The organism is Flavobacterium sasangense DSM 21067, from assembly GCF_000686885.1.
GTDB lineage: Bacteria > Bacteroidota > Bacteroidia > Flavobacteriales > Flavobacteriaceae > Flavobacterium > Flavobacterium sasangense.
On sequence record NZ_JMLU01000007.1, the window covers coordinates 12,892 to 39,139 of the forward strand.

General features: G+C 33.7%; 23 protein-coding genes. 11 read left to right on the forward strand and 12 right to left on the reverse strand.

Annotated elements, in window-relative coordinates; genetic code table 11:
• Nucleotides 1-131 precede the first annotated feature (131 nt).
• The 4 genes from BP92_RS0106825 to hflX all read left to right on the forward strand — a co-directional run bounded on the left by BP92_RS0106825 (nt 132) and on the right by hflX (nt 6,143).
• Nucleotides 132-2,912: a TonB-dependent receptor domain-containing protein gene (locus tag BP92_RS0106825; RefSeq protein WP_026725376.1), complete on the forward strand. Its 2,781-nt coding sequence runs from the start codon at nt 132-134 to the stop codon at nt 2,910-2,912.
• 11 nt (nt 2,913-2,923) lie between these two features.
• Nucleotides 2,924-3,502: a choice-of-anchor J domain-containing protein gene (locus tag BP92_RS0106830; RefSeq protein WP_026725377.1), complete on the forward strand. Its 579-nt coding sequence runs from the start codon at nt 2,924-2,926 to the stop codon at nt 3,500-3,502.
• Between the two features lie 5 nt (nt 3,503-3,507).
• Nucleotides 3,508-4,830, forward strand: coding sequence for a DUF5689 domain-containing protein (locus BP92_RS0106835; protein WP_026725378.1), 1,323 nt, complete (start codon nt 3,508-3,510; stop codon nt 4,828-4,830).
• 89 nt (nt 4,831-4,919) lie between these two features.
• Nucleotides 4,920-6,143 carry a GTPase HflX gene (gene hflX, locus BP92_RS0106840; protein ID WP_026725379.1) on the forward strand — a complete coding sequence of 408 codons (1,224 nt, stop codon included), beginning with the start codon at nt 4,920-4,922 and terminating at the stop codon, nt 6,141-6,143.
• 26 nt (nt 6,144-6,169) lie between these two features.
• Here the strand turns inward: hflX and BP92_RS0106845 are convergent, their stop codons facing one another.
• The 12 genes from BP92_RS0106845 to BP92_RS0106900 all read right to left on the reverse strand — a co-directional run bounded on the left by BP92_RS0106845 (nt 6,170) and on the right by BP92_RS0106900 (nt 16,420).
• A complete protein-coding gene (locus BP92_RS0106845) occupies nt 6,170-6,673 on the reverse strand; it encodes a DUF2480 family protein (protein WP_026725380.1) in 504 nt (167 codons plus the stop codon).
• Between the two features lie 81 nt (nt 6,674-6,754).
• Nucleotides 6,755-7,078: an SUF system Fe-S cluster assembly protein gene (locus tag BP92_RS0106850; protein ID WP_026725381.1), complete on the reverse strand. Its 324-nt coding sequence runs from the start codon at nt 7,076-7,078 to the stop codon at nt 6,755-6,757.
• 33 nt (nt 7,079-7,111) lie between these two features.
• Complete coding sequence (locus tag BP92_RS0106855) at nt 7,112-7,528, reverse strand: GxxExxY protein (protein ID WP_026725382.1); 417 nt, start codon at nt 7,526-7,528, stop codon at nt 7,112-7,114.
• Nucleotides 7,529-7,600: 72 nt separating this feature from the next.
• The gene (locus BP92_RS0106860) at nt 7,601-8,020 is read right to left on the reverse strand and encodes a SufE family protein (RefSeq protein WP_026725383.1); all 420 of its coding nucleotides are present in this window, start codon (nt 8,018-8,020) and stop codon (nt 7,601-7,603) included.
• 2 nt (nt 8,021-8,022) lie between these two features.
• On the reverse strand, nt 8,023-8,772 hold the full coding sequence (locus tag BP92_RS16710; RefSeq protein ID WP_051604412.1) for an META domain-containing protein: 750 nt from the start codon (nt 8,770-8,772) through the stop codon (nt 8,023-8,025).
• Between the two features lie 11 nt (nt 8,773-8,783).
• Nucleotides 8,784-9,998 carry an aminotransferase class V-fold PLP-dependent enzyme gene (locus BP92_RS0106870; RefSeq protein ID WP_026725384.1) on the reverse strand — a complete coding sequence of 405 codons (1,215 nt, stop codon included), beginning with the start codon at nt 9,996-9,998 and terminating at the stop codon, nt 8,784-8,786.
• A 71-nt stretch (nt 9,999-10,069) separates the two neighbouring features.
• On the reverse strand, nt 10,070-11,227 hold the full coding sequence (locus tag BP92_RS0106875) for a hypothetical protein (protein ID WP_026725385.1): 1,158 nt from the start codon (nt 11,225-11,227) through the stop codon (nt 10,070-10,072).
• A complete protein-coding gene (locus tag BP92_RS0106880) occupies nt 11,214-12,212 on the reverse strand; it encodes a DUF2157 domain-containing protein (protein ID WP_026725386.1) in 999 nt (332 codons plus the stop codon). The genes BP92_RS0106875 and BP92_RS0106880 overlap by 14 nt, the downstream gene beginning before the upstream one ends.
• 149 nt (nt 12,213-12,361) lie before the next feature.
• Nucleotides 12,362-13,678: a Fe-S cluster assembly protein SufD gene (gene sufD / locus BP92_RS0106885; RefSeq protein WP_026725387.1), complete on the reverse strand. Its 1,317-nt coding sequence runs from the start codon at nt 13,676-13,678 to the stop codon at nt 12,362-12,364.
• A gap of 67 nt (nt 13,679-13,745) precedes the next feature.
• Nucleotides 13,746-14,495, reverse strand: a complete 750-nt coding sequence (gene sufC / locus BP92_RS0106890; RefSeq protein WP_026725388.1) for a Fe-S cluster assembly ATPase SufC — start codon at nt 14,493-14,495, stop codon at nt 13,746-13,748.
• A 136-nt stretch (nt 14,496-14,631) separates the two neighbouring features.
• Complete coding sequence (gene sufB / locus BP92_RS0106895; protein WP_026725389.1) at nt 14,632-16,080, reverse strand: Fe-S cluster assembly protein SufB; 1,449 nt, start codon at nt 16,078-16,080, stop codon at nt 14,632-14,634.
• Between the two features lie 10 nt (nt 16,081-16,090).
• Complete coding sequence (locus tag BP92_RS0106900) at nt 16,091-16,420, reverse strand: HesB/IscA family protein (RefSeq protein ID WP_026725390.1); 330 nt, start codon at nt 16,418-16,420, stop codon at nt 16,091-16,093.
• Between the two features lie 145 nt (nt 16,421-16,565).
• Between BP92_RS0106900 and BP92_RS0106905 the strand changes: the two genes are divergently transcribed.
• The 7 genes from BP92_RS0106905 (at nt 16,566) to BP92_RS0106935 (ending at nt 26,248) form a co-directional block, all read left to right on the forward strand.
• Nucleotides 16,566-17,426, forward strand: a complete 861-nt coding sequence (locus tag BP92_RS0106905) for an MBL fold metallo-hydrolase (RefSeq protein ID WP_026725391.1) — start codon at nt 16,566-16,568, stop codon at nt 17,424-17,426.
• A 72-nt stretch (nt 17,427-17,498) separates the two neighbouring features.
• Nucleotides 17,499-19,094: a S8 family peptidase gene (locus BP92_RS0106910; RefSeq protein WP_026725392.1), complete on the forward strand. Its 1,596-nt coding sequence runs from the start codon at nt 17,499-17,501 to the stop codon at nt 19,092-19,094.
• 75 nt (nt 19,095-19,169) lie between these two features.
• Nucleotides 19,170-21,050, forward strand: coding sequence for a M1 family metallopeptidase (locus BP92_RS0106915; RefSeq protein WP_026725393.1), 1,881 nt, complete (start codon nt 19,170-19,172; stop codon nt 21,048-21,050).
• Nucleotides 21,051-21,198: 148 nt separating this feature from the next.
• On the forward strand, nt 21,199-23,319 hold the full coding sequence (locus BP92_RS0106920; RefSeq protein ID WP_026725394.1) for an elongation factor G: 2,121 nt from the start codon (nt 21,199-21,201) through the stop codon (nt 23,317-23,319).
• A gap of 137 nt (nt 23,320-23,456) precedes the next feature.
• Nucleotides 23,457-24,146 (forward strand): hypothetical protein, encoded by a 690-nt coding sequence (locus BP92_RS0106925; RefSeq protein WP_150111884.1) that lies wholly within the window; start codon nt 23,457-23,459, stop codon nt 24,144-24,146.
• 24 nt (nt 24,147-24,170) lie between these two features.
• Nucleotides 24,171-24,542: a ribonuclease P protein component gene (gene rnpA, locus BP92_RS0106930; protein ID WP_026725396.1), complete on the forward strand. Its 372-nt coding sequence runs from the start codon at nt 24,171-24,173 to the stop codon at nt 24,540-24,542.
• A 71-nt stretch (nt 24,543-24,613) separates the two neighbouring features.
• A complete protein-coding gene (locus BP92_RS0106935; protein WP_026725397.1) occupies nt 24,614-26,248 on the forward strand; it encodes a S41 family peptidase in 1,635 nt (544 codons plus the stop codon).

Here is a 26,248-nt window from a genome sequence, read left to right on the forward strand (position 1 = left end):
TGTTATATTAATATCAAGTTTATTACAAATTGGGTGCCAAAGGTAAATAATATTATTAAAAGTTATACATTTGTAGGCTGTTAAGTTTGTAACTACTTAACATTAAATTAGTATTAATTTTAATATTCTTTATGAAAAAACTTGTATTGAGCACGTTATTAGTGCTGCAAGCTGTTTTTGTTTTTGCACAGCAAAATCCAGCCTTAAAAGGTAAGGTTATCGATGCTAAAAGTCAAAAACCATTACAAAATGTTGTTGCAACCATTCAAAGTACGAACCAATCTGCTTTGACTGATTTTGATGGAAACTTTGTTTTTCAAACTATCCCAACGGGTGAACAAGTGTTGACAATCAAAACTTCTGGATACACGCAACAAACTTTTATGTTAGAACCTTCTGCTAATGGCGAAACTCTTGATTTAGGAGTAGTTGTGCTAGAAGAAGACATTACATCTGAACAACAATTAAGTTTAGTAACAATTACTGAAAATGATTTAGGAGATGACAACAGTGGTTCTGAAAGTACTTCTGGGCTTTTACAAGCAACTAGAGACACGTATCAACAAGCTGCAGCATTTAACTGGGGTTTAGCACGTTTTAGAATTAGAGGTCTAGATAATGAATATGGAGTTACCATGATTAATGGTTTGTCTATGAATAAGTTATATGATGGAAGACCACAATGGAGTAACTGGGGTGGTTTAAATGATGCAACAAGAAATCAAGAATTTACAATGGGTTCTGCTCCATCTGATTACACATTTGGTAGTGCTTTAGGAACTCAAGAAATTAATACAAGAGCTTCTTTTTACCGTCCTGGAACAAGAATTTCGATGTCGGGTACTAACACCAACTATAGCTGGAGAATGATGGGAACTCACGCATCTGGTATGAACAAAGACGGATGGGCATTTGTGGTTTCAGCTTCTAGAAGATGGGCAGAAGAAGGTTATTTTGAAGGAACTGACTATAGTGCAAACTCATTATTTGCTAGTGTTGAGAAAAAAATTAATGACAAACATAGTTTGAATTTAACTGCTATTTATGCTCAAAATAGTAGAGGAAAAAACTCTCCAAACACTAAAGAAGTAAATGATTTAATGGGAATTAAATACAATTCTTATTGGGGATGGCAAGATGGCAAAAAACGTAATTCAAGAGATAAAGATGTTGAAGAGCCAATTACAATGTTATCTCACTACTGGAAAATTACTGAAAAAACAACTTTAAATACAAATGTTGCTTTTCAAACAGGTAAAATTGGAAACTCTAGATTAGATTACCAATTAGGAAACAATCCAGATCCAACTTACTATAAAAACTTACCAAGTTACTACAGTAATTTAGGAGGTTATACTCCAGACCAATTAACTCAAATTGGAAATGGATTTAGATCAAATTCACAAATTGACTGGAATGCTATGTATATTGCGAACCAAAATAGTGCTTTTGCAGGAAGAAGTGTTTACGTTTTATACCAAGACAGAACGGATGACAATCAATTAAGTGCTAACAGTATCTTGAATTCAAGTATTTCTGAAAATGTTAGCTTAACAGCAGGAGCAAATTTCAGAAAATTACGTTCTCATAATCACCAAAACTTATTGGATTTATTAGGAGGTCAATACTTCTTAGATATTGACCCATTCTATACAGGAAATGCTAGTCAGTCTGACTTAAATAATCCAAACAGACAAGTTGTAGAAGGAGATACTTATGGGTATAATTATTTATTACATGCTTTAACATTTGATGGATTTACTCAATTTAAATTCACTTACGACAAAGCTGATTTTTATTTAGCTCAATCGTTCTCTAGATCAGAATACCAAAGAGAAGGTCTTTACAAAAATGGAATTTATGCAAATAATTCTTATGGTAAAGGAGAGAAAATTATATTTGAAAACTTCGGTTTCAAAGGAGGTTTAACTTATAAATTAAACGGTAGAAATTACTTAGATTTCAATGGTTTATATCAAACAAAAGCACCAAGTTTAAGAAACTCATTCTCAAATGCTAGAATGAACAACATGATTACTCCAGACTTACAAAGCGAAAGCATTACAAGTGCTGATGCAAGTTACATCTTAAGAGCACCAAAATTCAAAGCTCGTTTAACTGGATTTTACTCTAAAATTCAAAATGCAACCGAAATTTCATTCTTCTACGGAGAAGGAATTGGTGGTGGTGACGATGGTGGTGACGAAGACACTTTCGTTAGTGAAATCGTTACTGGAATTGACAAACAAAACATGGGTGCAGAACTTGGTTTAGAATACCAAATTACATCTACTATTAAAGCTACAGCTGCTGCTTCTTACGGACAGTACATCTATTCTGATAATGCTAAATTAAAAACAAATGATGATGCATTAGCTGCTGCTGGAAATGAAAGTTTAACAGATTTTGGAACTGTTTACATGAAAAATTACCACCAACCAGGTATGCCACAAACTGCGGCTTCATTTGGTTTAGAATATAGAGATCCTAATTTCTGGTGGATTGGAGCAAATGTTAATTACTTAGCTAACAGTTACATTGATTTTGCTAACATTTTAAGAACTGATAACTTTAGTATTGATAGTAATACAGGAGATAATTACTCTGGAGCTACTCCTGAATCAGTAAGAGATATCTTAAAACAAGAAAAATTTGATAGCTTTACATTAGTAAACTTGACAGGAGGAAAATCGTGGAGAATTAGTAAAGCAAATCGTAATACAGTGGGATTCTTTGCTTCTGTAAACAACGTTTTTGATGTTACTTATAAAACAGGTGGTTTTGAACAATCTAGAAAAGCAACTTTCCCAGATTTACAAGCTGATCAAGCTAACGGAACTCCTTCTTTTGGATCTAAATATTTTTACGGATACGGAAGAACATTCTTTGTTAACTTCTACATTAACTTCTAAAAAAATATACTATGAAAATAAATTTTTTAAAAACAATTTTTTTGTTAGCACTTAGTACAAGTGTATTAACAAGTTGTGTAGGAGATGATGATTATGTTATTCCTACAGTTTATGACTATGCCTTTACGGATGGATTTGAAACTAATTGGGCTGATTGGACAAAATATAGTGTGAATGGATCCCAAGAATGGCAATTAGACACACAGTATGGAAATCCTGGAAATTGTGCTAAAATGTCAGGTTATGCTGGCACAAGCAATGCCAACGAAGATTGGTTAATTTCTCCTGAAATTAATTTAAGTGAATTAACTACTGCCTATTTATCTTTTCAAACAGCTTCAAAATTTACTGGAAATGTATTAGAAATAAAAATTTCTTCTGATTATAGTGGTGGTGATCCTAATACTGCAACATGGACAAATTTATCTGCTACCTTAGATTCTTCAAATGCTTATACATGGACAAATTCTGGAAACATTGACATTTCTTCTTTTGTAGGTGGAAATGTTCACGTAGCATTCAAATATACATCTACTTCTTCTGCTTCAATGACTTGGGAAGTTGACAATGTTAAAATCACTAAAAATTAATAGCTATGAAAAGATTAAAATTAGTATTAACAACTGCTGTTTTAGCATCTTTAGTTGGATGTGTTAATGGCGATGATTATGGAACACCTGATTTATCGAATGATTGTATTAGTATAGCTGCAACTAAATCTGTACAAGATATTGCAACTTTAGCTAATACTACTGTTCAACAATATCCAGATTCTGATTACATAGAAGCTTATGTTACTTCTAGTGACGAAGGTGGAAATTTTTACAAATCGATATCATTTGTTTCTGTTGACGGAGCAAAAGGATTTACAATGCCGATTGATGATTACAACTTATACACTAGATATGAGCCAGGAAGAAAAGTAACTATTAACATGAAAGATCGTTATTATAATTTTGATAGTCAAATATCTTCTTTAGAAATTGGTTCACTTTTTGAAGGTAGTGTAGGAAGAATTTCTGGTGTTGAATATAAAGATGCTATCTTAAGAAGTTGCGATAAAGTTGATGAAGAAACTTTAGTACAGCATATTACACTTTCTGATATCAATGATACTTATTTACACAAATTAGTAGAGTTTGATGAGGTGCAATTTGCAAATGCTTCTTTAGGACACACTTATCACGATGAAGCATTATCCTATGTGGGTGCTACTGCTACTAATCATTCCGTAATTGATGCATCTGGAAATTCAATAACTGTTCGTAATAGTGCATTTGCTACATTTGCGACAGAAGAAATTCCAAGTGAAAACGGTAAAATTCGTGGTGTTTTAACTAAATATAATGGTACTTTTCAATTAATGTTAAGAACTCTTAATGATGTTAAGTTAACTAATCCAAGATTAAACCCTGCAATCGAAAACTTTGAATCTTTTGCATCAAACACTGCTATTTTTCCTAATTATTTTAATTTAAAAGTTGTAGGTACTAACGATTGGTTTGTGGGTTCTTTCAACGGAAATAAATATTTACAAGCAAGAAAAGGTAACAGTACAGGGGCAACTAAAATTTTCTTTGTAATGCCATATAATTTTGACATGCATACAAAAGTTTCATTCAAAACTTTATATGGTTACATGTCTCAAACATCAACTCCTATAATGAAAGTGTATTACTCTACAAATTTCAATAGTGCTAACCCTACTGCTAACCTTGTAGATATCACTAGTAGTTTTACATTCTCTAATCACACAGGAACAGGATGGGCTTCTGGCTTTACAAACTCTGGTATTCATACCTTTACAGGAATGTCTGGACAAGGGCATATTATTTTTGCGTATGATGTAGCTGCAACCTCAACTACTAATGCAGAAACTAGACCAGGTGCTCAAATAGATAATATTTTATTTCAATAAGTTATAAGAATAAATTATAAAAGCGACTCTAATCGAGTCGCTTTTTTTATGCTTGCTATTTCGTACCTTTGTATTCTTAAAGAACGATTATGTTAGAGAAAGAAGTTATTGACTTTGAAAAATCAATTATTGTTGGGATAGTAACACAAAACCAAAGTGAAGATAAACTAAACGAATATCTTGACGAATTGGAGTTTTTGACATTTACCGCTGGTGGAACCGTTATCAAGCGTTTTTCACAAAAAATGGATAAACCTAATCCTAAAACATTTGTAGGAACTGGAAAATTAGAAGAAATCAAATACTTCATTAAAGATAACGATATTAAAACTGTAATTTTTGATGACGAATTAACACCTTCACAATCGAAAAATATTACCAAAGAATTAGATTGTAAAGTCTTAGACAGAACCAATCTTATCTTAGATATCTTCGCGCAACGTGCCGAAACTTCGTATGCCAGAACACAAGTAGAATTAGCACAATGCCAATATTTGTTACCTCGTTTAACCGGAATGTGGACCCACTTAGAACGTCAAAAAGGGGGAATCGGAATGCGTGGTCCTGGAGAAACTGAAATTGAAACCGACCGTCGTATTGTACGTGATAGAATCTCTTTACTAAAAGAAAAAATTAAAGTAATCGACAAACAAATGGCAACGCAACGCAGTAATCGTGGTGCCATGGTTCGTGTAGCTTTAGTAGGTTATACCAATGTTGGAAAATCTACTTTAATGAATGCTGTTGGAAAAAGTGATGTGTTTGTAGAAAATAAATTATTCGCAACCCTTGACACTACTGTTCGAAAAACTGTAATAAAGAATTTACCGTTCCTTTTAAGCGATACGGTTGGATTTATTAGAAAACTACCAACACAATTAGTTGAGTCGTTTAAAAGCACGTTAGATGAAGTTAGAGAGGCTGATTTGTTGCTTCATGTGGTAGATATTTCGCATCCTGACTTTGAAGACCATATTGCTTCGGTAAATCAAATTCTGCAAGATATCAAAAGCGCAGACAAACCTACGATTATGGTTTTTAATAAAATCGACGCATACAAATCAGAGCATTTTGATGAAAATGATTTAAGTGTTGAAAAAACTACCAAACATTATACTTTGGAAGATTGGAAAAGAACTTGGATGAGCAAATTAGGTGATAAAAACACGTTGTTTATTTCAGCTACTGAAAAGGCAAATTTTGAGGAATTCAGAGAAAAAGTATACGAGGCAGTAAGAGAGATTCACATTACAAGATTTCCTTACAACAAATTTTTATATCCAGATTATAAAGATGCCGTTGAAAACGAATAAAAAAAGACCTCAATTGAGGTCTTTTTTTATTTTGATTTATATAATGGAACTGCTGAACAAGCTTCGCCAAACATTACGCTTTTAGCAACTTTCATTAACTTTTGAATCGCTAACGTATACACTTGATTAGGAACTGATTTTTTAGAACAACCTTTAAGAATTACTGGCTTTTGAAAATAGTCAGTATAATCCAATTTGCTCAAAATATCCTGATACCATTCTATTGTAGCATGTTCTTTATTTCCATGAATAACCTTTAAAGCATACGGAGCTAAATAAACCGAAACTAAAGCAAATGTCCAAGCAGGTAAAATAGCATCCGTTGAACAATACAAAGCCACATATTTATCTTCAAATTGTGACCAGTCTGTTTCTTTCAATTTTATTCTAAAATCAGATTCTTTTAAAATAAACCCTTCTAATAACCATTGCGAAATATCTAAATCTACCACATGATTATCTGGATAGTAATCCTCTAAATCGAATACCATCAAGGAACTTTGCGCTACTTTATTTATTATTTCGTCCATATTTTAGTCGCAGTTTTCAGTCGCAGTTTTCAGAAGTAAGTGTAAAAACACTGTTAACTGTGACTGCGACTGCTTACTATTTTAAAGCATTCCTAATTCTAATTTAGCTTCTTCGCTCATTAAGTCTTTGCTCCAAGGTGGGTCGAAAGTAATTTCTACTTCACATGATTTTACCTCATCTATAGATTTTACTTTTTCTTCCACTTCTTGAGGTAACGTTTCCGCTACTGGACAATTAGGTGATGTTAAGGTCATTAAGATTTTTACATCGTTATCTTCGTTAATCATCACGTCGTAGATTAAACCTAATTCGTAAATATCTACTGGAATTTCTGGGTCGTAAATTCCTTTTAAAACTTTGACTACGTTTTCGCCTAAGTTGATTGTATCGTTAAATTCTTCCATTTTTTTTATTTTTAAACATATAAGTCATATAAGTTAATCCCATAATGTCTTATATATTTCGTTTACATATGTTTGTTGTCCTTCGTAATAAATGTTCTTTACATTAAAATTAATTAATAATCCTATTGGTTTTTGCAATAAGTTCATATAAGTTAAAAGTTGCGCTTCATAGATTGGATTCATCTCGGCAACTGCTTTCAATTCAACTACTAAAATGTCTTCAACCAAAATATCACATCTTAACTTTGATTCCAATTCAAATCCTTTGTAATTAATTGGAATATTGTATTCTGAAATTGAATTTATATTTCGTAATTCTAATTCCTTAATCAGACACTGGTGATAAACGGTTTCGAGCAATCCTGGTCCTAATCTTTTATGAACTTCTATTGCTGCTCCGTTAACATGATAAACTAAATCTTTTAATTGTGTTTTTGTTACATTCTTCATGGCTTATATTAATTTTAGTGGTGTATATCATATTATAAAACTTATATGGCTTATATGTTTAAATTTTTCAGTTTATTGCTTCGATTGAAATGCCAAAGCATACATTTTAATTTGTTTTATCATCGAAACTAAACCATTTGCACGTGTTGGCGATAAATGTTCTTTTAAACCAATTTCATCTATAAAATCGGTATTCGCATCTAAAATATCCTTTGGTGATTGATTAGAAAAAGTACGAATTAAAATAGCAATAATTCCTTTGGTTAAAATCGCATCGCTATCGGCTGTAAAAACGATTTTTCCGTCTTGCTCTTCGCCGTGAACCCAAACTTTTGATTGGCAACCTTTGATGATGTTTTCGTCTACTTTGTATTGTTCATCGATTAATGGAAGCGACTTCCCTAATTCGATGATGTATTCGTAGCGTTGCATCCAATCGTCAAACATAGAGAACTCGTCTACAATTTCGTCTTGTATTTCTTTAATTGTCATTCTTATTTTTTTGTTGCTTTCAAAACTACTTTATTATTGCTGTCTAAAAGAAAAATTGTTTTATCTTCCATTTCAAAATGAGAAACATTAGAAGCAGTTTTGAACCAAAGATCTTCATTTTTCATTTCATTTTCACAATATTTTTTTGTTACCATCAAGGGTGAAATAGTTATATTTTCATCATTCAGTTTATACGTTCCTGAATACATATTGCATCCCATAAAGCCAGAAATTTTATCGTTATCAAAACTAATAAAATAGTTTTTTTCAACTACGTTAACTCCAACTAATTCTTCTACAACATAACTTCCTAAAATTGGATTTTTAAAAACAGAATCATCAGCAATTTTATTGATATAATCGACAAATTCTTTAATTTTAGCAGGCGGAATTGTATGATCAAATCCTTTAGTTGTATAGGTTTTATCTTTCACCACAATTGTCATGTCAGCATGAGGTTTCCCATCATACGCACGCTCCATAGTTGGACCTTCTAAATCGTTGAAAGTTTTTAAATCTATTTTACTATATAATTCCGCTAACTTTTTCCATTGTGCATCTGTTAAATTGACAACACTAGGTTTTCCATCTCTTTGACTAACTAACGAGAATGTCCCATTTTCAATTGTTATCATTCTGTGATAACCTCTTGTATTGGCACCATAAACAACTTTAACATCAGATAATTCTTGGTCTTGCGCACAACCTTTTGAAAGGAAAATAGACAAGAAAATAGTAAGCATAATTTTCATAATTTTACTTTTTAAGATAACATCATTTGCGCTTTTTTAACCGCTTCTACAAAGATATCAATTTCTTCCTTGGTATTGTAAAAAGCGAAACTCGCTCTAATCGTTCCTGGAATATTGAAAAAATTCATAATAGGTTGGGCGCAGTGATGACCAGTTCTAACCGCTATACCTAACTTATCTATAATTGTGCCAATGTCATACGGATGAATGCCTTCAATATTAAACGAAATTACTGAAGCCTTGTTTTCACTTGTGCCGTAAATCGTTAAACCTTCAATTTCTAGTAATCTTTTGGTTCCGTAATCTAATAATTCTTGTTCGTAAGCCGCAATGTTATCAAAACCTATCGAATTCATATAATCGATAGCAGTTCCTAAAACAATTCCGCCTGAAATATTAGGAGTTCCAGCTTCGAATTTATGTGGTAAATCTGCGTAAGTTGTTTTTTCGAATGTTACCTCAGCAATCATTTCACCTCCGCCTTGATACGGTGGCAATTTACGTAACCACTCTTCTTTTCCGTACAAAATTCCAACGCCAGTTGGTCCGCAGACTTTATGACCTGAAAACACATAAAAATCACATTCCAATGCTTGTACATCTGGACGTAAATGTGGTGTTGCTTGTGCTCCGTCGATTAAAACAGCTGCTCCTACTCCATGTGCTTTTTTGATGATGTATTCAATTGGGTTAACCGTTCCTAACGCATTTGAAATGTGATTTACGGTTACGATTTTCGTTTTTTCGGAAAGTAATTTATCGAATTCGGAAAGGATTAATTCCCCTTTTTCATTCATTGGAATTACCACCAACTTCGCTCCTGTTTTTTCACATAAAAATTGCCACGGCACAATGTTACTATGATGTTCCAAAGCCGAAACCATTACCTCATCACCTGCTTTTAGCAAACTTGCAAAACCATTCGCCACCAAGTTAATTCCGAAAGTAGTTCCCGAAGTAAAAATGATTTCGTGATTGTATTTCGCATTTAAGTGGTTTTGAATCGTATTTCTCGATACTTCATACGCATCGGTAGCCAATTGACTCAACGTATGCACACCACGATGTATATTCGCATTGATTTCGCTGTAATATTTTGAAATAGCATCAATAACCACTTGTGGCTTTTGCGAAGTAGCGCCGTTATCAAAATACACCAAGGGTTTTCCATTTACTTTTTGCGATAAAATGGGAAAATCAGCTCTTACTTTTTGAACATCAAACATTTTTGTACAATTTGAGTACAAATTTACAATTTCATTGTTTATAATTAGAATAAATAAAGGTTAAAATCAAATTAAAACTTCTCTCCTACTCCGCCGCCACTAAATCCGCCGCCACCAAATTCCATTGGATTGGTTTGAGTTGGGGCTGGTGTGGTAGCATTTGCTAAAGATAAAATAGCTTGAGCGTTGAATAACAAAGAATCATCGGAATCTCTATCGGGTTGGAACGTGATACCTTCGGTTTTATTTTTTAGCTGTTGGATAAACAAATAAGCTAATCCAAAAAGTAAAATTCCGCTGATTACCATAACGTATTCTATTGGGAAGAAATAGTAATAATGACGAATGGAGTAAAATCCGAATACTAAAGTGGCTAATCCGGTGTATAAAACCAATTTATCTTTCCATTTGATTCCCAAAAAGAAATAAAGCAACGGAATTAAAAACGTCAATCCATAAAAAACAAATGCAAGCGGAACATCGGATTTATTAGTGATTTCTAAGTTCATTAAAGATTGAGATAATTCGCGAACTACTAAATAATTCATTGACAAATAACCTAAAAGCAAACTCGCAATTCGGATTGTATCGAACGTTTTAAAATACGGATAATAATTTTGGTTTTTACTTAATTGAACTACAAAAAAATAAACCAAAATTGTTAAGATCAATCCGACAAAAGACAAATAAAACTTAGGCATTACATCATGCTCGACTATTAAATTGAAAAATATCCCAACCAATCCAATAAATGCCATTAAAGCCGAAATTGTATTGATAAATCGAATAGCGAAAAACACCCCTAAAACCAACATCGTGATTAAAACGGGTAATATGGCTTCTGTAAGAATTCCAATACCAATTGAAAAAGATATTTGAGAAGTAAGCACGAAAGCGTCATCTAATCCATGTCGAAAAAACTTCATTCGAACCAAAACTTCTAATCCAATGTAAGCCACAATCGCATAAAAGAAGAAAATGAATTCGAAATCCTCTGAAATTAGTGGAAATAAAATTAATCCAAAAGCGCTGATAATAGTTGAAATCAAGAAACTTCCTAAGAAAAAGAAACCAATTCTAAAGAAAATATTAGCATTCGATTTTAATTGGACTAATTGCGCGAAAATGATTTGCAATTGCTCTTTGGAAAGGAATTTCTTTTGATATAATTTTTTCGCTTCTTCGGCCAAAAAATAGTTTTCTAATTCGGATTTATTATACGCTTGCATTCTTTTTGGTATTAAATTGTTTGACTAATCGGATAAACAGATAAATACTCGCTACCACATAAAATGGAGCTAACATAGTTAGAAGTTGGTAAATAAATTCAAAATGGATAAACGAAATAATTCTCCCACCCAAAATATTCACTCCGAAATACCCATACAACAACATAAAAGCGAAAAGTGATGTAGCAAAAACGCGATAACTAAATCGGTAGAAATAATAAATAAACCCTAATAAAATTGGAATAAAAACAAACCAATGTTCCGAAAGTAAGCCAGCAATAATACAAACGCCCAACAAATGCAAAGCAAACGTAGCGTAAACAAAGTGAAAATGCGCTTTGATTTTATGTTTCAACGAATATTCCATCCAAACCAATAAAAGTATTCCTAAAATCAATCCCGAATAGGTTAATTCTAGATTGGAATAGACTTCGTTTTGAAACAAACTTTTTGGTGTTATGCTGATTCCAATGAAAGCCGCCAAACTCGTAATCGCCATAGAAAGTACAATTCGATTGTCGAAATAATAAGCAACAGCAAAACATAAGACGGCTGAAATTAAGGAAACATAAGCATACGAATCATCAAAAATTTGATATTGAAAATTGATGTAACCCAAAAAGATACACGCCAACAAACTTCCGGTTAAAACCAAATAATCATACAACGGATTTTCGAACAAAACCTCATCATTGAAATATCCTTTTGCTTTTTTAAAACTGAAATAAAAGCAAACCAACATCAAGATAAAATTAGCCGAAAGTATCGCTAAATGTCCGATAGAATCGATGTTGTTGTAGACAATTACTCCAATTCCAGAAGTAAAAAGGATTATTGAAACGTAAATCATTAAAAGCAGTTCGCTTCGCAAGGAAAAAATACCTTTCTTTTGATAATTAGCAATTTCTTCCAAATGGTTATCGTTCAAAAATTCCTTTTGATGAAGTTTTTGAAGTTGTAGTTCTGAAAAATGTGGTTTTTCCATGAAGTAAAGTTTGAATAAAGATAAGGAAATTCCTAATTGTTTGAATAAAACAACGCAAATCCATTTTCTAAAATAGAAAAATAAAAAAGAGCACAAAGTAGAAAACCTTGCGCTCTTAGTGTATTACTTAGTGTCTTTGTGGTTTGATATTACAAATCAAATCCCATATTTACGCCTAATTTATCAGCAATAATTCTACCAATTTTAGCTTTTAATTCTGGTATTTTAATGCTGTTCGTTACTTCGCTGGTAAAGGCATACATCAACAAAGCTTTCGCTTCTTTTTTCGGAATTCCGCGTTGTTGCATGTAAAACATTGCGCTTTCGTCTAATTGTCCAATCGTACAACCGTGTGAACATTTTACATCATCGGCAAAGATTTCCAATTGTGGTTTTGCGTTGATAGTCGCTTTATCGCCAATTAAAATGTTGTTGTTTTGTTGGAATGCATCGGTTTTTTGTGCTTCTTTTTCAACGAAGATTTTCCCATTGAAAACTCCTGTTGAATTATCATGTAAAATCGTTTTATAGTTTTGGTGACTTTCGCAATTTGGTTGCGCATGGTGCACCAATGTATAATGATCTACGTGTTGTTTGTCGCCAATAATAGTAATTCCTTTTAATGTGGAATCGATTCTTTCTCCTTGGTGATAGAAATTCAAGTTATTTCTGGTGATGTTTCCACCAAACGAAAACGTGTGCACCGCTACTCTACTCTCTTGCTTTTGGGCAATGTAAGTATTATCAATCAAATTCGCAGTTTGTACATCATTTTGTACTTTGTAGTAATCTACAATCGCACGTTTTTGAGCGAAAATTTCGGTAACCGAATTCGTTAAAACCGGATTACTATTCAAACTTTGATGACGTTCTACGATTTGCACGTGAGCGTTTTCTCCAACGATGATTAAGTTTCGAGGTTGTACCATCAAAGCCGCTTCATTTCCGGTTGAGAAATAGATGATTTCGATTGGTTTTTCAACCACTTTACTTTTTGGAATATTGATATACGCACCTTCCAATGAAAAAGCCGTATTTAGAGAAGTTAAACTCTCTTCTTTGCTTGCAATTTGATTAAAATAGGTATCAATTACCATTTTATATTTAGGTTTGGTCAATGCCGAAGCCATCAAACAAACATCTAAACCATCATGTGTAGTAGAAGACAAAAACGAACTGAAAATTCCGTCGATGAAAACTACTTTGTAGGTGTCAATTTCGTGTAAGAAATACTTTTTTACATCTTTAAATTCGATGGCGTTATCCTTTTTTGGGAAAACCGAAAAGTCATTTTTTAAAATGGCATTTAACGACGTGTATTTCCAAGCTTCCTCTTTTTTAGTAGGAAAACCTTTGTTTTCGAAATTTTTTATGGCGTGATTTCGAACTTCGTGCAAATCTTCATTGTCTTTGATTTTTTCTTCAAAGGCCATGAAGGAAGCTAATAATTTATCTTTTAATTCCATTGTATTTAGTGTTCAGTCGCAGTGTTCAGTCGCAGTGTTCTGATAACTGTGACTGAGACTGTAAACTCTAGTTCAATTCATTCTTTATCCAATCGTATCCTTTTTCTTCTAATTCTAAAGCTAAATCAGCTCCACCCGTTTTTACGATTTTTCCATCCATTAAAACGTGAACGAAATCTGGAACAATATAGTCTAACAAACGTTGATAGTGCGTAATCACTAATACCGCGTTGTTTTCGTTTTTCAATTTGTTTACACCATTGGCTACAATTCGCAACGCATCGATATCTAAACCTGAATCGGTTTCGTCCAAAATTGCGATTTTTGGTTCTAACATTGCCATTTGGAAAATTTCGTTACGTTTCTTCTCACCACCCGAAAAACCTTCGTTTAGAGAACGTGACAAAAATTTTCTGTCCATTTCTAATAATTCTGATTTCTCACGGATCTTCTTCAGCATTTCATTCGCTGGCATTTCTTCTTCACCATTCGCTTTGCGCTTTTCGTTGATAGCGGTTTTGATGAAATTCGTTACCGAAACACCTGGAATTTCCACTGGATATTGGAACGATAAGAACACGCCTTTGTGCGCTCGTTCTTCTGGAGCTAATTCTGAAATTTCTTCTCCGTCTAAAAAGATTTCACCTTCAGTTACTTCGTAATTTTCGTTTCCAGCAATGATAGAAGATAACGTTGATTTTCCGGCACCGTTTGGTCCCATAATTGCGTGCACTTCTCCTGCTTTAATTTCAAGGTTGATTCCTTTTAATATGTCTTTGTCTTCTACCGAAGCGTGTAAGTTTTTTATCTGTAACATTTTATTTAGTTTCAGGTTTAAAGTTTCAAGTTTGTAAAATGTTGTTCTTGAAACGTTTATATTAAATTATTTTTAAATTCTTTTATAATTGTTTTTTTGTTCAGGTATAACTTGAAACCTGAAACTTGAAACAAAACTATCCTACCGAACCTTCTAACGAAATTTCCAATAATTTTTGAGCTTCCACTGCGAATTCCATTGGTAATTTATTCAATACTTCTCTACTAAAACCGTTTACGATTAAAGCAATGGCTTTTTCGGTTGGAATTCCGCGTTGGTTACAATAGAACACTTGGTCTTCTCCAATTTTGGAAGTCGTAGCTTCGTGTTCAATTTTTGCCGAAGCATTTTTACTTTCGATGTAAGGAAAAGTATGTGCTCCACAATTGTTTCCCATTAACAATGAATCACATTGTGAGAAGTTACGAGCGTTTTCTGCTCTTGCTCCTATTTGTACTAATCCTCTATAGCTGTTTTGTGATTTTCCAGCTGAAATTCCTTTAGAAATGATGGTCGATTTTGTGTTTTTTCCCAAATGAATCATCTTTGTTCCAGTATCGGCTTGTTGGAAATTATTAGTTACGGCAATCGAGTAAAACTCTCCAATTGAATTATCGCCTTTCAACACACAAGAAGGATATTTCCAAGTTACCGCCGAACCTGTTTCTACTTGCGTCCAAGAAATTTTTGCGTTTTTCTCGCACAAACCTCTTTTCGTAACGAAATTGTAAACTCCACCTTTACCTTCTTTGTTTCCAGGATACCAGTTTTGAACAGTTGAATATTTAATTTCAGCACCATCCATGGCAATTAATTCTACAACGGCTGCGTGCAATTGATTTTCATCACGACTTGGAGCGGTACATCCTTCTAAATAAGACACATAACTCTCTTCATCAGCCACCAATAACGTTCTTTCAAACTGACCCGTTCCTCCTTGATTGATGCGGAAATACGTTGATAATTCCATAGGACAACGAACGCCTTTTGGAATGTAACAGAAACTTCCATCAGAGAAAACCGCCGAATTTAACGCAGCGTAAAAATTATCTTTCATCGGAACAACTGTGCCAATGTATTTTCTAACTAGTTCTGGATGTTCTTTGATGGCTTCCGAAATCGAACAGAAAATAATGCCTTTTTCGTTTAATGTTTTCTTGAAAGTCGTAGCTACAGAAACTGAATCTACCACGATATCAATCGCCACGTTATTCATTTTCTTTTGCTCATCAACCGAAATTCCTAACTTTTTGTACATCGCCAAAAGTTCTGGATCAACGTCTTCTAATTTTTTATTCGGATCCGCTTTTTTAGGTGCCGAATAATATGAAATTGCCTGAAAATCGGGTTTTTCGTAATTTACGTTGGCCCATTCTGGCTCTTCCATTTCTTGCCAAGCGCGAAAAGCTTCCAAACGCCATTCGGTCATCCATTCAGGCTCTTCTTTTTTCTTCGAAATCGCACGAACAATGTCTTCATTTAAGCCAATAGGAAACGTTTCCGAGTCCAATTCGGTGTAAAATCCGTATTCGTATTCTTTATTTTCTAATTCGACTTTTAAGTCGTCTTCTGTATACTTACTCATATTTTTTGATTTATAGAGAGAAACTCTCTCCACATCCACACGTTCTTTGTGCGTTTGGATTGTTAAACACAAATCCTTTTCCGTTTAAACCACCTGAAAACTCTAATATAGTTCCTGCCAAATAAAGAAAACTCTTTTTCTCAACGGCAATTTTTACATTATTATCTTCAAATATTTTATCGTTTTCTCCTATTTCTTTGTCAAATTTTAAATCATAAGACAAACCCGAGCAACCACCACTTTTTACGCCTACTCGAACGTAATCTTTGGCTGCATCAAAACCATCTTCTTGCATCATAGCGATGATTTTTTTACTTGCTGTATCAGATACTTTAATCATATTCTTATTTTGATTTTGTCTAAATTAACCGCAAAGATAAGCCATAAATTGCTTTTCACAAGAGTTGCTAACATTTTTATAACTTATAGATTCATAGTTTCTATTTATAGTATTTTTTGTAATTTGGCTGAAAATTGTTTTGATCATGAAATTACATCCTATTGAAGCTGGAAATTTTAAATTAGATGGTGGCGCTATGTTTGGCGTGGTGCCTAAAACCATTTGGAATAAAACCAATCCGGCCGACGAAAATAACCTAATTGATATCGCTGCGAGATGCTTATTAATTGAAGACGGGAACCGATTGACGTTGATTGATACCGGAATGGGAAACAAACAATCGGAGAAATTTTTTGGATATTATTCGCTTTGGGGCAATCATTCTTTAGACAAATCATTAAAAAATGCTGGTTTTCATCGCGATGATATAACGGATGTTTTTATGACGCATTTACATTTCGACCATTGTGGTGGAAGTGTAAATTGGAACAAAGACAAAACCGGTTACGAAGTCGCATTTAAAAATGCCAAATTTTGGACCAATGAAAACCATTGGAAATGGGCAACAGAACCAAATGCGCGTGAAAAAGCCTCTTTCTTACACGAGAATTTATTTCCAATGCAAGAAAGTGGACAATTGCATTTCATAAATCGTCCTGATAGTGATTTTGGGTTTTCAAATGAATTAGGTTTTGATATATTTTACGCTGATGGTCATACCGAAAAACAAATGTTACCGCACATCAACTACAACGGAAAAACCATTGTTTTTTGTGCCGACTTACTAGCAACTGCTGGACATATTCCAATTCCATATGTGATGGGTTACGACACTAGACCTTTGTTGACATTGGATGAAAAAGCAAAATTCATGAACGCTGCGGCTGATAATAATTATTATTTATTCCTAGAGCATGATGCCCACAATGAAATTATTACGGTAGAGCGAACCGAAAAAGGGGTGCGTTTGAAAGAAGTTTTCAGATGTGAAGACCTTTTAAAATAATGTTAAAAAGAAATATTATTGTAACAAATACAAATCACTTCAGTCCAATAACTGAAATTAATTAATTGAAAAATGAAGAGAATTTTTAGACCGCTTTATTTAAGTTTAGCTTTTGCATTCGCATTAGCAAGCTGCGGAACTCAGCAAATGGTTTCAACTCCGGTTGAAAATATTGATAACTTACCCTTAAAAACTACTCCAGTCGCAGAAAAAGATTTGCAACGTTGGAGTCATTTAGATTTAGTAAAAGATACACTTCCTGGAATGAGTGTTGATAAGGCTTACGCTGAATTATTAAAAGGGAAAAAAGGGAAAAAAGTCATTGTTGGAATCGTAGATTCAGGTGTTGATATCAACCATGAAGATTTAAAAGCGGTTATTTGGACCAATCCAAAAGAAATTGCAGGTAACGGAATTGACGATGACAAAAACGGTTATATCGACGATATTCACGGATGGAATTTCTTAGGAAATGCTGTTCATGAGCAATTAGAAATGACACGTATCGTTAAAAAAGGTCCTGGAACTCCTGAATATGACAAAGCAAAAACAGAATTAGCAGAAGAATTAAAAGGAATTCAACCTCAAAAACAACAATTAGATTTCATTCTAAATGCTGAAAAAGCCTTAGTGGGCTATTTCAAAAAGAGTGATTTTACATTAGAAGAAGTAAAAGCAATTCCTGCAACAGAAACTTCATTATCTCAAGCTAAAGCTGTTTTTACACAAGTTTTAAGTAATAGCACAAAAGCGGATTTTGATAAACAAATTGAAGAATTCAAAGATTATATCTACGGACAAGTTAACTACAACTTAAACGTTGATTTTGATGGAAGAAAAATCGTTGGTGACAATCCAGATGATTTAAAAGATACTAAATACGGAAACAACAACGTAGTAGGTCCAGAACCAAAAGAAGCAAAACACGGAACGCACGTAGCTGGAATTGTAGCGCAAGTTAGAGGCAATAATAAAGGTGGTGATGGTGTTACGAATAATGCTGAAATCATGGCGTTAAGAGCTGTTCCAAATGGAGACGAATATGACAAAGATATTGCGTTGGCTATTCGCTATGCTGCAGATAATGGTGCGAAAGTAATCAATGGTTCTTTTGGAAAATACTATTCACAACACAAAGAATGGGTTATGGACGCTATTAAATATGCTGAATCTAAAGATGTGTTAGTAGTTATCGCTGCTGGAAACGAATCTTATGATTTAGATGTTACGAACAAATATCCAAACGACACTTACGATGGAAGTCCAGAATTCGCTAAAAACGTATTAATCATTGGAGCACTTTCTCCATCTTACGGAACTAAAATGGTAGCAAGTTTTTCTAACTACGGAAAAAACAATGTAGATATTTATGCTCCAGGAGATAAAATTTATGCTACTACTCCATTAAATACGTATGAATATTTACAAGGAACTTCAATGGCTTCTCCTAACGTAGCTGGTGTTGCAACATTAATTCGTTCTTACTATCCAAGTTTAACTGCAGTTCAAGTAAAGCAAATCATCATGGAAAGCGGAACACCATTAAAAAACACAGTTACAATTGGTGAAGATAAGCATAAAGCAAACTTTGCAGACGCTTCTAAATCTGGAAGAATTGTAAACGCTTACAACGCTTTAGTTTTAGCGGCTAAAATGGCGAAAAAATAATTTGTAAATTCATTTAATCTAAATAATTCCTACAAGGTCGCAAAAGCCTTGTAGGTTTTCTTTTAAAAAGCAACTATGAAAAAATTTCTTTTTTTAAGTCTCTTCCCAATCTTAGCATTGGCACAAAACAATCCAAATCCAGGGTATTGGCAACAACATGTTGACTATAAAATGGAGGTGAATATGGATGTGAAAAAATTCCAATACAAAGGAAAACAGGAAATTGTGTACACAAATAATTCACCTGACACCTTACACAAAGTTTTCTATCATTTGTACAACAATGCGTTTCAACCAGAAAGCGAAATGGATGCCAGACTTCAAGCTATTTCTGACCCTGATAAGCGAATGGTGAAAACGTTCAAAAAAGAAGGAAAAGAGGTTAAAGAAAGTAGAATTAGTACTTTAAAACCAAATGAAATTGGGTATTTAAACATCGCTAATTTTAAACAAGATGGAGTTTCTGCAACCACAAAAGTAGTAGGAACTATTTTAGAAGTTACTTTAGTAAAACCTATTTTACCTAAACAAAAAACAACTCTTTCATTAGATTTTGATGGACAAGTGCCGTTGCAAATTCGTCGTTCAGGAAGATTGTCTGAAGAAGGCGTTGCTTTATCAATGACCCAATGGTATCCAAAATTATGTGAATACGATTTTGAAGGATGGCACGCTAATCCATATATAGCAAGAGAATTTCATGGTGTTTGGGGAAATTTTGATGTAAAAATCACAATTGACAAAGCCTACACGATTGGTGGAACGGGTTATTTACAAAACAAAAACGAAATTGGGCATGGATATCAAGATGCTGGCGTGCAAGTTGTTTATCCAAAGAAAACCAAAACTTTGACTTGGCATTTTTATGCGCCAAACGTACATGATTTTGCTTGGGGAGCGGATAACGAGTTCATTCACGACATGATTTTAGGTCCAAATAATGTGGAATTGCATTTCTTGTACAAAAACAAGAAAGAAAATTTAGAAAATTGGAAAAAAATGCAACCTAAAACTGCGGAATTATTAGCGTTTTTTAATGAAAATGTTGGACAATATCCATACAAACAATATTCTGTAATCCAAGGCGGTGATGGTGGAATGGAATATGGCATGTGTACTTTAATTACAGGAAATAGAGCATTTGGAAGTTTAGTTGGTGTAACCGCTCATGAAATGGCGCATTCTTGGTTCCAATTTGTATTAGCAACTAACGAAACCAAACACGAATGGATGGATGAAGGATTTACTTCATACATTTCTAACTTGGCGATGAACAAGGTATTGCCTCCAAAAAAACCTGAAGTTCCTTATGAAGATGCATATAACAATTACATTTATTTAGCCAAATCAGGTAAAGAACAACCGCTTTCTACACACGCTGACCGTTACGATATCAATATGGCGTACGGAATTTCAGCATACAGTAAAGGAGAAGTATTTTTAGTACAATTGGGTTATTTAATTGGGCAAGAAAACCTCAACAAAACCATCAAACGTTATTACAACGACTATAAATTCACGCACCCAACTCCAAATGATATTAAGCGTGTGGCGGAAAAAGTTTCAGGTGCTAATTTAGATTGGTATTTGTTAGATTGGACATTAACCACCAACACGATTGACTACAGCATCAAAGAAGTTTCTGAAGCCAATGCAGCCAATACTAAAGTAGTTTTTGAAAGAAAAGGCAGAATGCCAATGCCTTTAGACGTTATGGTAGAATATACCGATGGAACCAAAGAATTCTTCTACATTCCAAATACGTTAATGCGTTGGGAAAAACCAAATCCATATGCAGGAATTAAAGGAAATGTTTTGAAAGGTTGGGATTGGGCTTATCCAACGTTCACTTTTGAAATTGCAAAACCAAAAGATAAAATTAAATCCATCACCATTGACCCAGAAAATATGATGGCAGATGTGAATAAAGAAGATAATATTTTTCCGAAAAAATAAAATTTAAAGCGACTTTCAAGTCGCTTTTTTTATGTTGATTTTGAATAATTGAGATGATAATTATCATGATTTACGTGTTTGGTCTTTCGTAATTTTAATGTGCTAAAAATGCAGTTAAAATTAGTTATTCATTTAAACACATAAAGTCATGAGCATTGCAACCAAAGACATTAGAAACGTGGTATTTCTTGGGCATTCAGGATCAGGAAAGACCACTTTTATCGAGACCATGTTATTTGAAAGTGGAGCAATTCCACGCCGTGGTTCGGTAGAAAATCACAATACCATTTCGGATTTTACCGATTTAGAACACGAAAGAGAAAACACCTTATACAGCCACTTAATGCACGTTAAATGGCACAACAACAAAATCAACATCATTGACACTCCGGGTTTCGACGATTTTATTGGTGAAGTAGTTTCTTCCCTTAAAGTTTCCGATACCGCTGTAATTCTATTGAATGCGGCTTCTGGTGTAGAAGTGGGAACGGAAATCGTTTGGGAATACGTTCAAAATTATCAAACACCTGCTTTTTTTGTCATCAACCAAATGGATCAACCGAAAGCAGATTTCGAAACTACTTTGGAACAAGCGGTGAATCGTTTCGGAAACAAAGTGATTCCGATTCAATATCCTTACAATTCAGGTGAAAAATTCAATAGTATTATTGATGTACTTCGCATGACGATGTATGTTTTCCCAGAAAATGGTGGAAAACCTGAAAAAATGCCTATTCCTACATCTGAATTAGAAAAAGCAAATGCGCTTCATAACGCCTTAGTAGAAGCGGCTGCAGAAAACGAAGAAGGTTTGATGGAAAAATACTTCGAAAAAGGAAATTTAGACGAAACCGAATTAGCAAAAGGATTAACTATTGCGCTTGCTAACCAACAAATATTTCCTGTTTTCTGTGCTTCTGGATTAAAAGATATGGGAAGTGGAAGAATCATGGGATTCATCGATGATATTGCGCCATCTCCAGCAGATAGACCAGCAAAAAAACTAGAAAATGGTGGCGAATTAAAATGCGATGCTTCTGACAAAACCACGATTTTCATTTACAAAACGCTTTCAGAACCTCAAGTGGGAATGGTTTCCTATTTCAAAGTGCTTTCGGGCGAATTGAATGCTGGTGATGAATTGGTAAATGCCGATAACGGAGAAACCGAACGCTTAACCCAATTATTCGTAGCAGAGGGAAAACAAAGAACTTCCATTGATAAATTAGTCGCTGGTGATTTAGGAGTTACCGTTCGATTGAAATACGGACATTCCAACAATACGTTGAATGCAAAAGGTGTGGAAAGAAAAGTTAGAAAAATGCAATTTCCAGAAAGTCGCATCAGAAAAGCGGTTACAACTGCTAATCTAGCCGATATGGAAAAAATGATTAAAGCCTTACATCAAATCGAAGAAGAAGATTTAACTTTCAAAGTAGAGCAATCTTCGGAACTTAAACAAACCATAGTGTATGGTCAAGGGCAATTGCATTTGGATTTAATCAAACATCGTATCGAAAGCGAAAACAACATCGAAATTATTTTTGAAGAACCAAAAGTGCCGTATCGCGAAACCATAACTAAAGCTGCTAAAGCAGAATATCGTCATAAAAAACAAAGTGGTGGTGCTGGGCAATTTGGAGAAGTTCATTTAACTATTGAGCCATATTACGATGATATGCCAGAACCACAAGGTGTAAACGTTCGAAACAAAGAAATTGAAGAATTGCCTTGGGGCGGAAAATTTGCCTTCTATTGGTGTATTGTGGGTGGTGCTATCGACAATCGATATGCCACAGCCATTAAAAAAGGAATCATGCAATCCATGACCGAAGGTCCATTAACGGGTTCTAATTGTCAAAACATTCGCGTTTGTATTTACGATGGTAAAATGCATGCAGTAGATAGTAATGATATCTCGTTCCAATTGGCCGCTTCTCATGCATTTAAAGAAGCTTTTAATGAAGCAAGACCTCAACTTTTAGAGCCTTACTATCAGCTTGAAGTACTTTGCGAAGATGCTTACACTGGTGACGTCATGGGCGATTTACAAACCCGAAGAGCCATCATTCAAGGAATGGATACCGATGGTCATTATCAAAAAATTATTTCCGAAGTGCCGCTAGCCGAACTCAAAGATTATGGTTCTACACTTCGTTCTTTAACACAAGGAAAAGCAAAATTCAAATTGGAATTTAGTTCTTATCAACTGGTTCCTCCTCATGTTCAGGAAAGTTTAGTTATAAGCAATGCGGTTTTATCTGAATAAGGAATGGATTTTGTATTTAGAAAAGCTTCTTCGGTTTGAGGAAGCTTTTTTTATGCTTATTTTTGTAGGCTTAAAAATAAAACTACAAAATAAAAAATATACTACTGATTATTAGTAAATTAGTATAAAAATAAAAGGTGGAAATCTTAGATAAAAATAAAACGGTATCCCAATTAACAATACTATACATTTTAGTGGTTGTTGCCTTTTCATTTTTAAATCTGAAATCATTTCCCGTTCTTGAATTCCTGTTAGGTAGTATTCGAATTCCGATTCTTATTTTGATGTATTTTCTTGCTTCCAAAATCAAAAGTACGCTTTATTTTAGTGCTTTAATTTTGTTCTTTTTTGCCTATTTATTCTTTAGGGAAAATACGCCTTTTTTTAATTTTATTGGAGCTATCATTTCTCTTGCTTATCGGATTTTAATCTTTATCATCGTTTATAAAAGTATCGAAAATAAAAATTGGTTAGCGATAGTGTTGGCTTCCATTCCGTTCTTTTTTATCTATTTGTATGCGTTACTTTTGATAGAAAAAGAAGTGAAAATGGATTTTTATCCATGGGTTATAAATGGCTTTTTAACTTCTTTCATTGGCGGAATGGCAACTTTCAATTTCCTTTTTCAAGACAAAAAACGATTGTATTGGTTATTCATAAGCGCTATTTTATTTGTGATTCAAATCGGCGTGTTTTTAATCAACAAATATTATTTTCCTGATGAAATTTTAAGAACACTAACCATAATTTTATTTGGAATTTCCAACTTCACTTTTTACAAATTTGTGATTCTAAAAGAAGAATTAAAACTTAAATACACATCTTAATTTAAAGTTTTCTAACTTTGCTTCATGAAATTCACTTATCCCAAACACGAAAAATTAAAAAGCAAAACTACGATTGACTTGTTGTTTTCGGAAGGGAAATCAGTTTCAAAATACCCGTTGCGTTTGGTTTATGTTGAAAATACAGAGCCTAATGCGGAACTGATTAAAATGGGTGTTTCCGTTTCTAAAAAATACTTCAAAAAAGCGGTCGACCGTAATTATTTCAAGCGTGTTTTGCGCGAAACCTATCGTTTAAACAAGCATCTTTTGATTGATTATTTAGAAAAACCGCATGCGTTTATGTTTTTTTATCAAACAAAAGAGCGTCTTTCTTATCAAGAAATCGAAGAGAAAACCATCCAACTTTTTCAAAAATTCAACGAAAGGCAGAAGTAAATTGCACTTTTGGTTTAATTTTTGCTCAAGATTCTTTACTTTCGTAAACTGGTATAATTCAATACTTCAACATGAAAAAATATTTCAGAGGAAAAATAATCATTCCTGTTCTGGCAGCGGGTTTCTTATTTGTGGGTGTTAGTTTCAAGAACGACTTTTTTGAAATTGCCAAGCAAATTGAAATCTTTACTGGACTTTTCAAAACCGTTAACCAAAATTACGTGGACGAAACCAATCCGGGTGAAATGATGGATAACGCCATAAAAAACATGTTGAAAGAATTAGATCCGTACACGGTTTTCTTCAACGAACAAGATGTTTTAAAATTCAAAATCAACAATACGGGCGAATACACAGGCATAGGTGCCATGGTGCAACGCAAAGAAGGCAAAGTTTTTCTAAAAGAAATTTACAAAGGGTTTCCAGCCGATAAAGCCGGATTAAAAGCAGGTGATGAGGTAATTCAAATAGGCGATATCAGCCTAAAAGAATACAAAGAAGACGCTTCGCAATTGTTTCGTGGTGCAAAAAATACGAAAGTTGAAATTCAATATATTCGTCAAGGAAAAACCCAAAATGCAACGATTGTTTTAGACGATGTTGAAATAAAAGCCGTTCCGTTTTTCTCGCTTTTAAAAGACAATACGGGTTATATCGTTTTAACGAAATTCACTGAAAAAGCGAGCTTTGAAACCAAAGCCGCTTTGTTAGAGCTTAAAAAACAAGGAGCAACCAAAATAATTTTAGATTTAAGAGGGAATCCAGGTGGTTTATTGCACGAAGCGGTAAACATTTGCAATCTTTTTGTACCTAAAAACGAGTTAATTGTTACGACAAAATCGAAAAACCCAAAACACAATTTAGAATATCGCACTAAAAACGAACCTATCGATTTAGAAATTCCGATTGCAGTTATTGTAGATGGAAAAAGTGCTTCGGCTTCTGAAATTGTTGCGGGTGCGATTCAAGATTTGGATAGAGGAGTGATTTTAGGAACTAGAAGTTTTGGAAAAGGATTGGTACAACGTCCACTAGATTTGTCTTACGGAACACAAGTAAAAGTTACGATTTCAAGATATTACACCCCTTCTGGAAGATGTATTCAGGCTTTAGACTATTCTAAAAAAGACGCAAACGGAAAAGCTATCAAAAAATCTCAAGATGAATTCAATGCTTTTAAAACCAAAGCAGGAAGAACCGTTTATGATGGCGGTGGTGTTTTACCAGATATAGAAATTGAAGAAACAAAAATGGCAACCATTACGGATGCTGTAGTTAAAACAGATGCAATTTTTAACTTTGCTACGCAATGGTATTTTAAAAACCCAACCGTTTCAGGAATTCCTACCATTTCAGATGCTGATTTTATTGCTTTTAAAGCGTTTTTAAAGCAAGAGAAGATCAGTTTAGATACCGAAACTAACAAAGCACTTAAAAACGTGCTTGAAACCGCTAAAAAAGAAAAAATAGACACTCAAATTTCAAATGAATACAAACAATTAGAGTTGGCTATAGAGAAAAATCAGGAAATAGAATTGGACAAAAACAAGAACCAAATCAAAAAACTGATTCAGGAAGATTTAATTACACGTTACCAATATCGCGAAGGTTTATATCAATTTTACACAAAAGAAAACTTAGAAATTGAAAAAGCCATTGCTTTATTAAATAATCAAACGCAATACAAATCAATATTAAAAAAATAA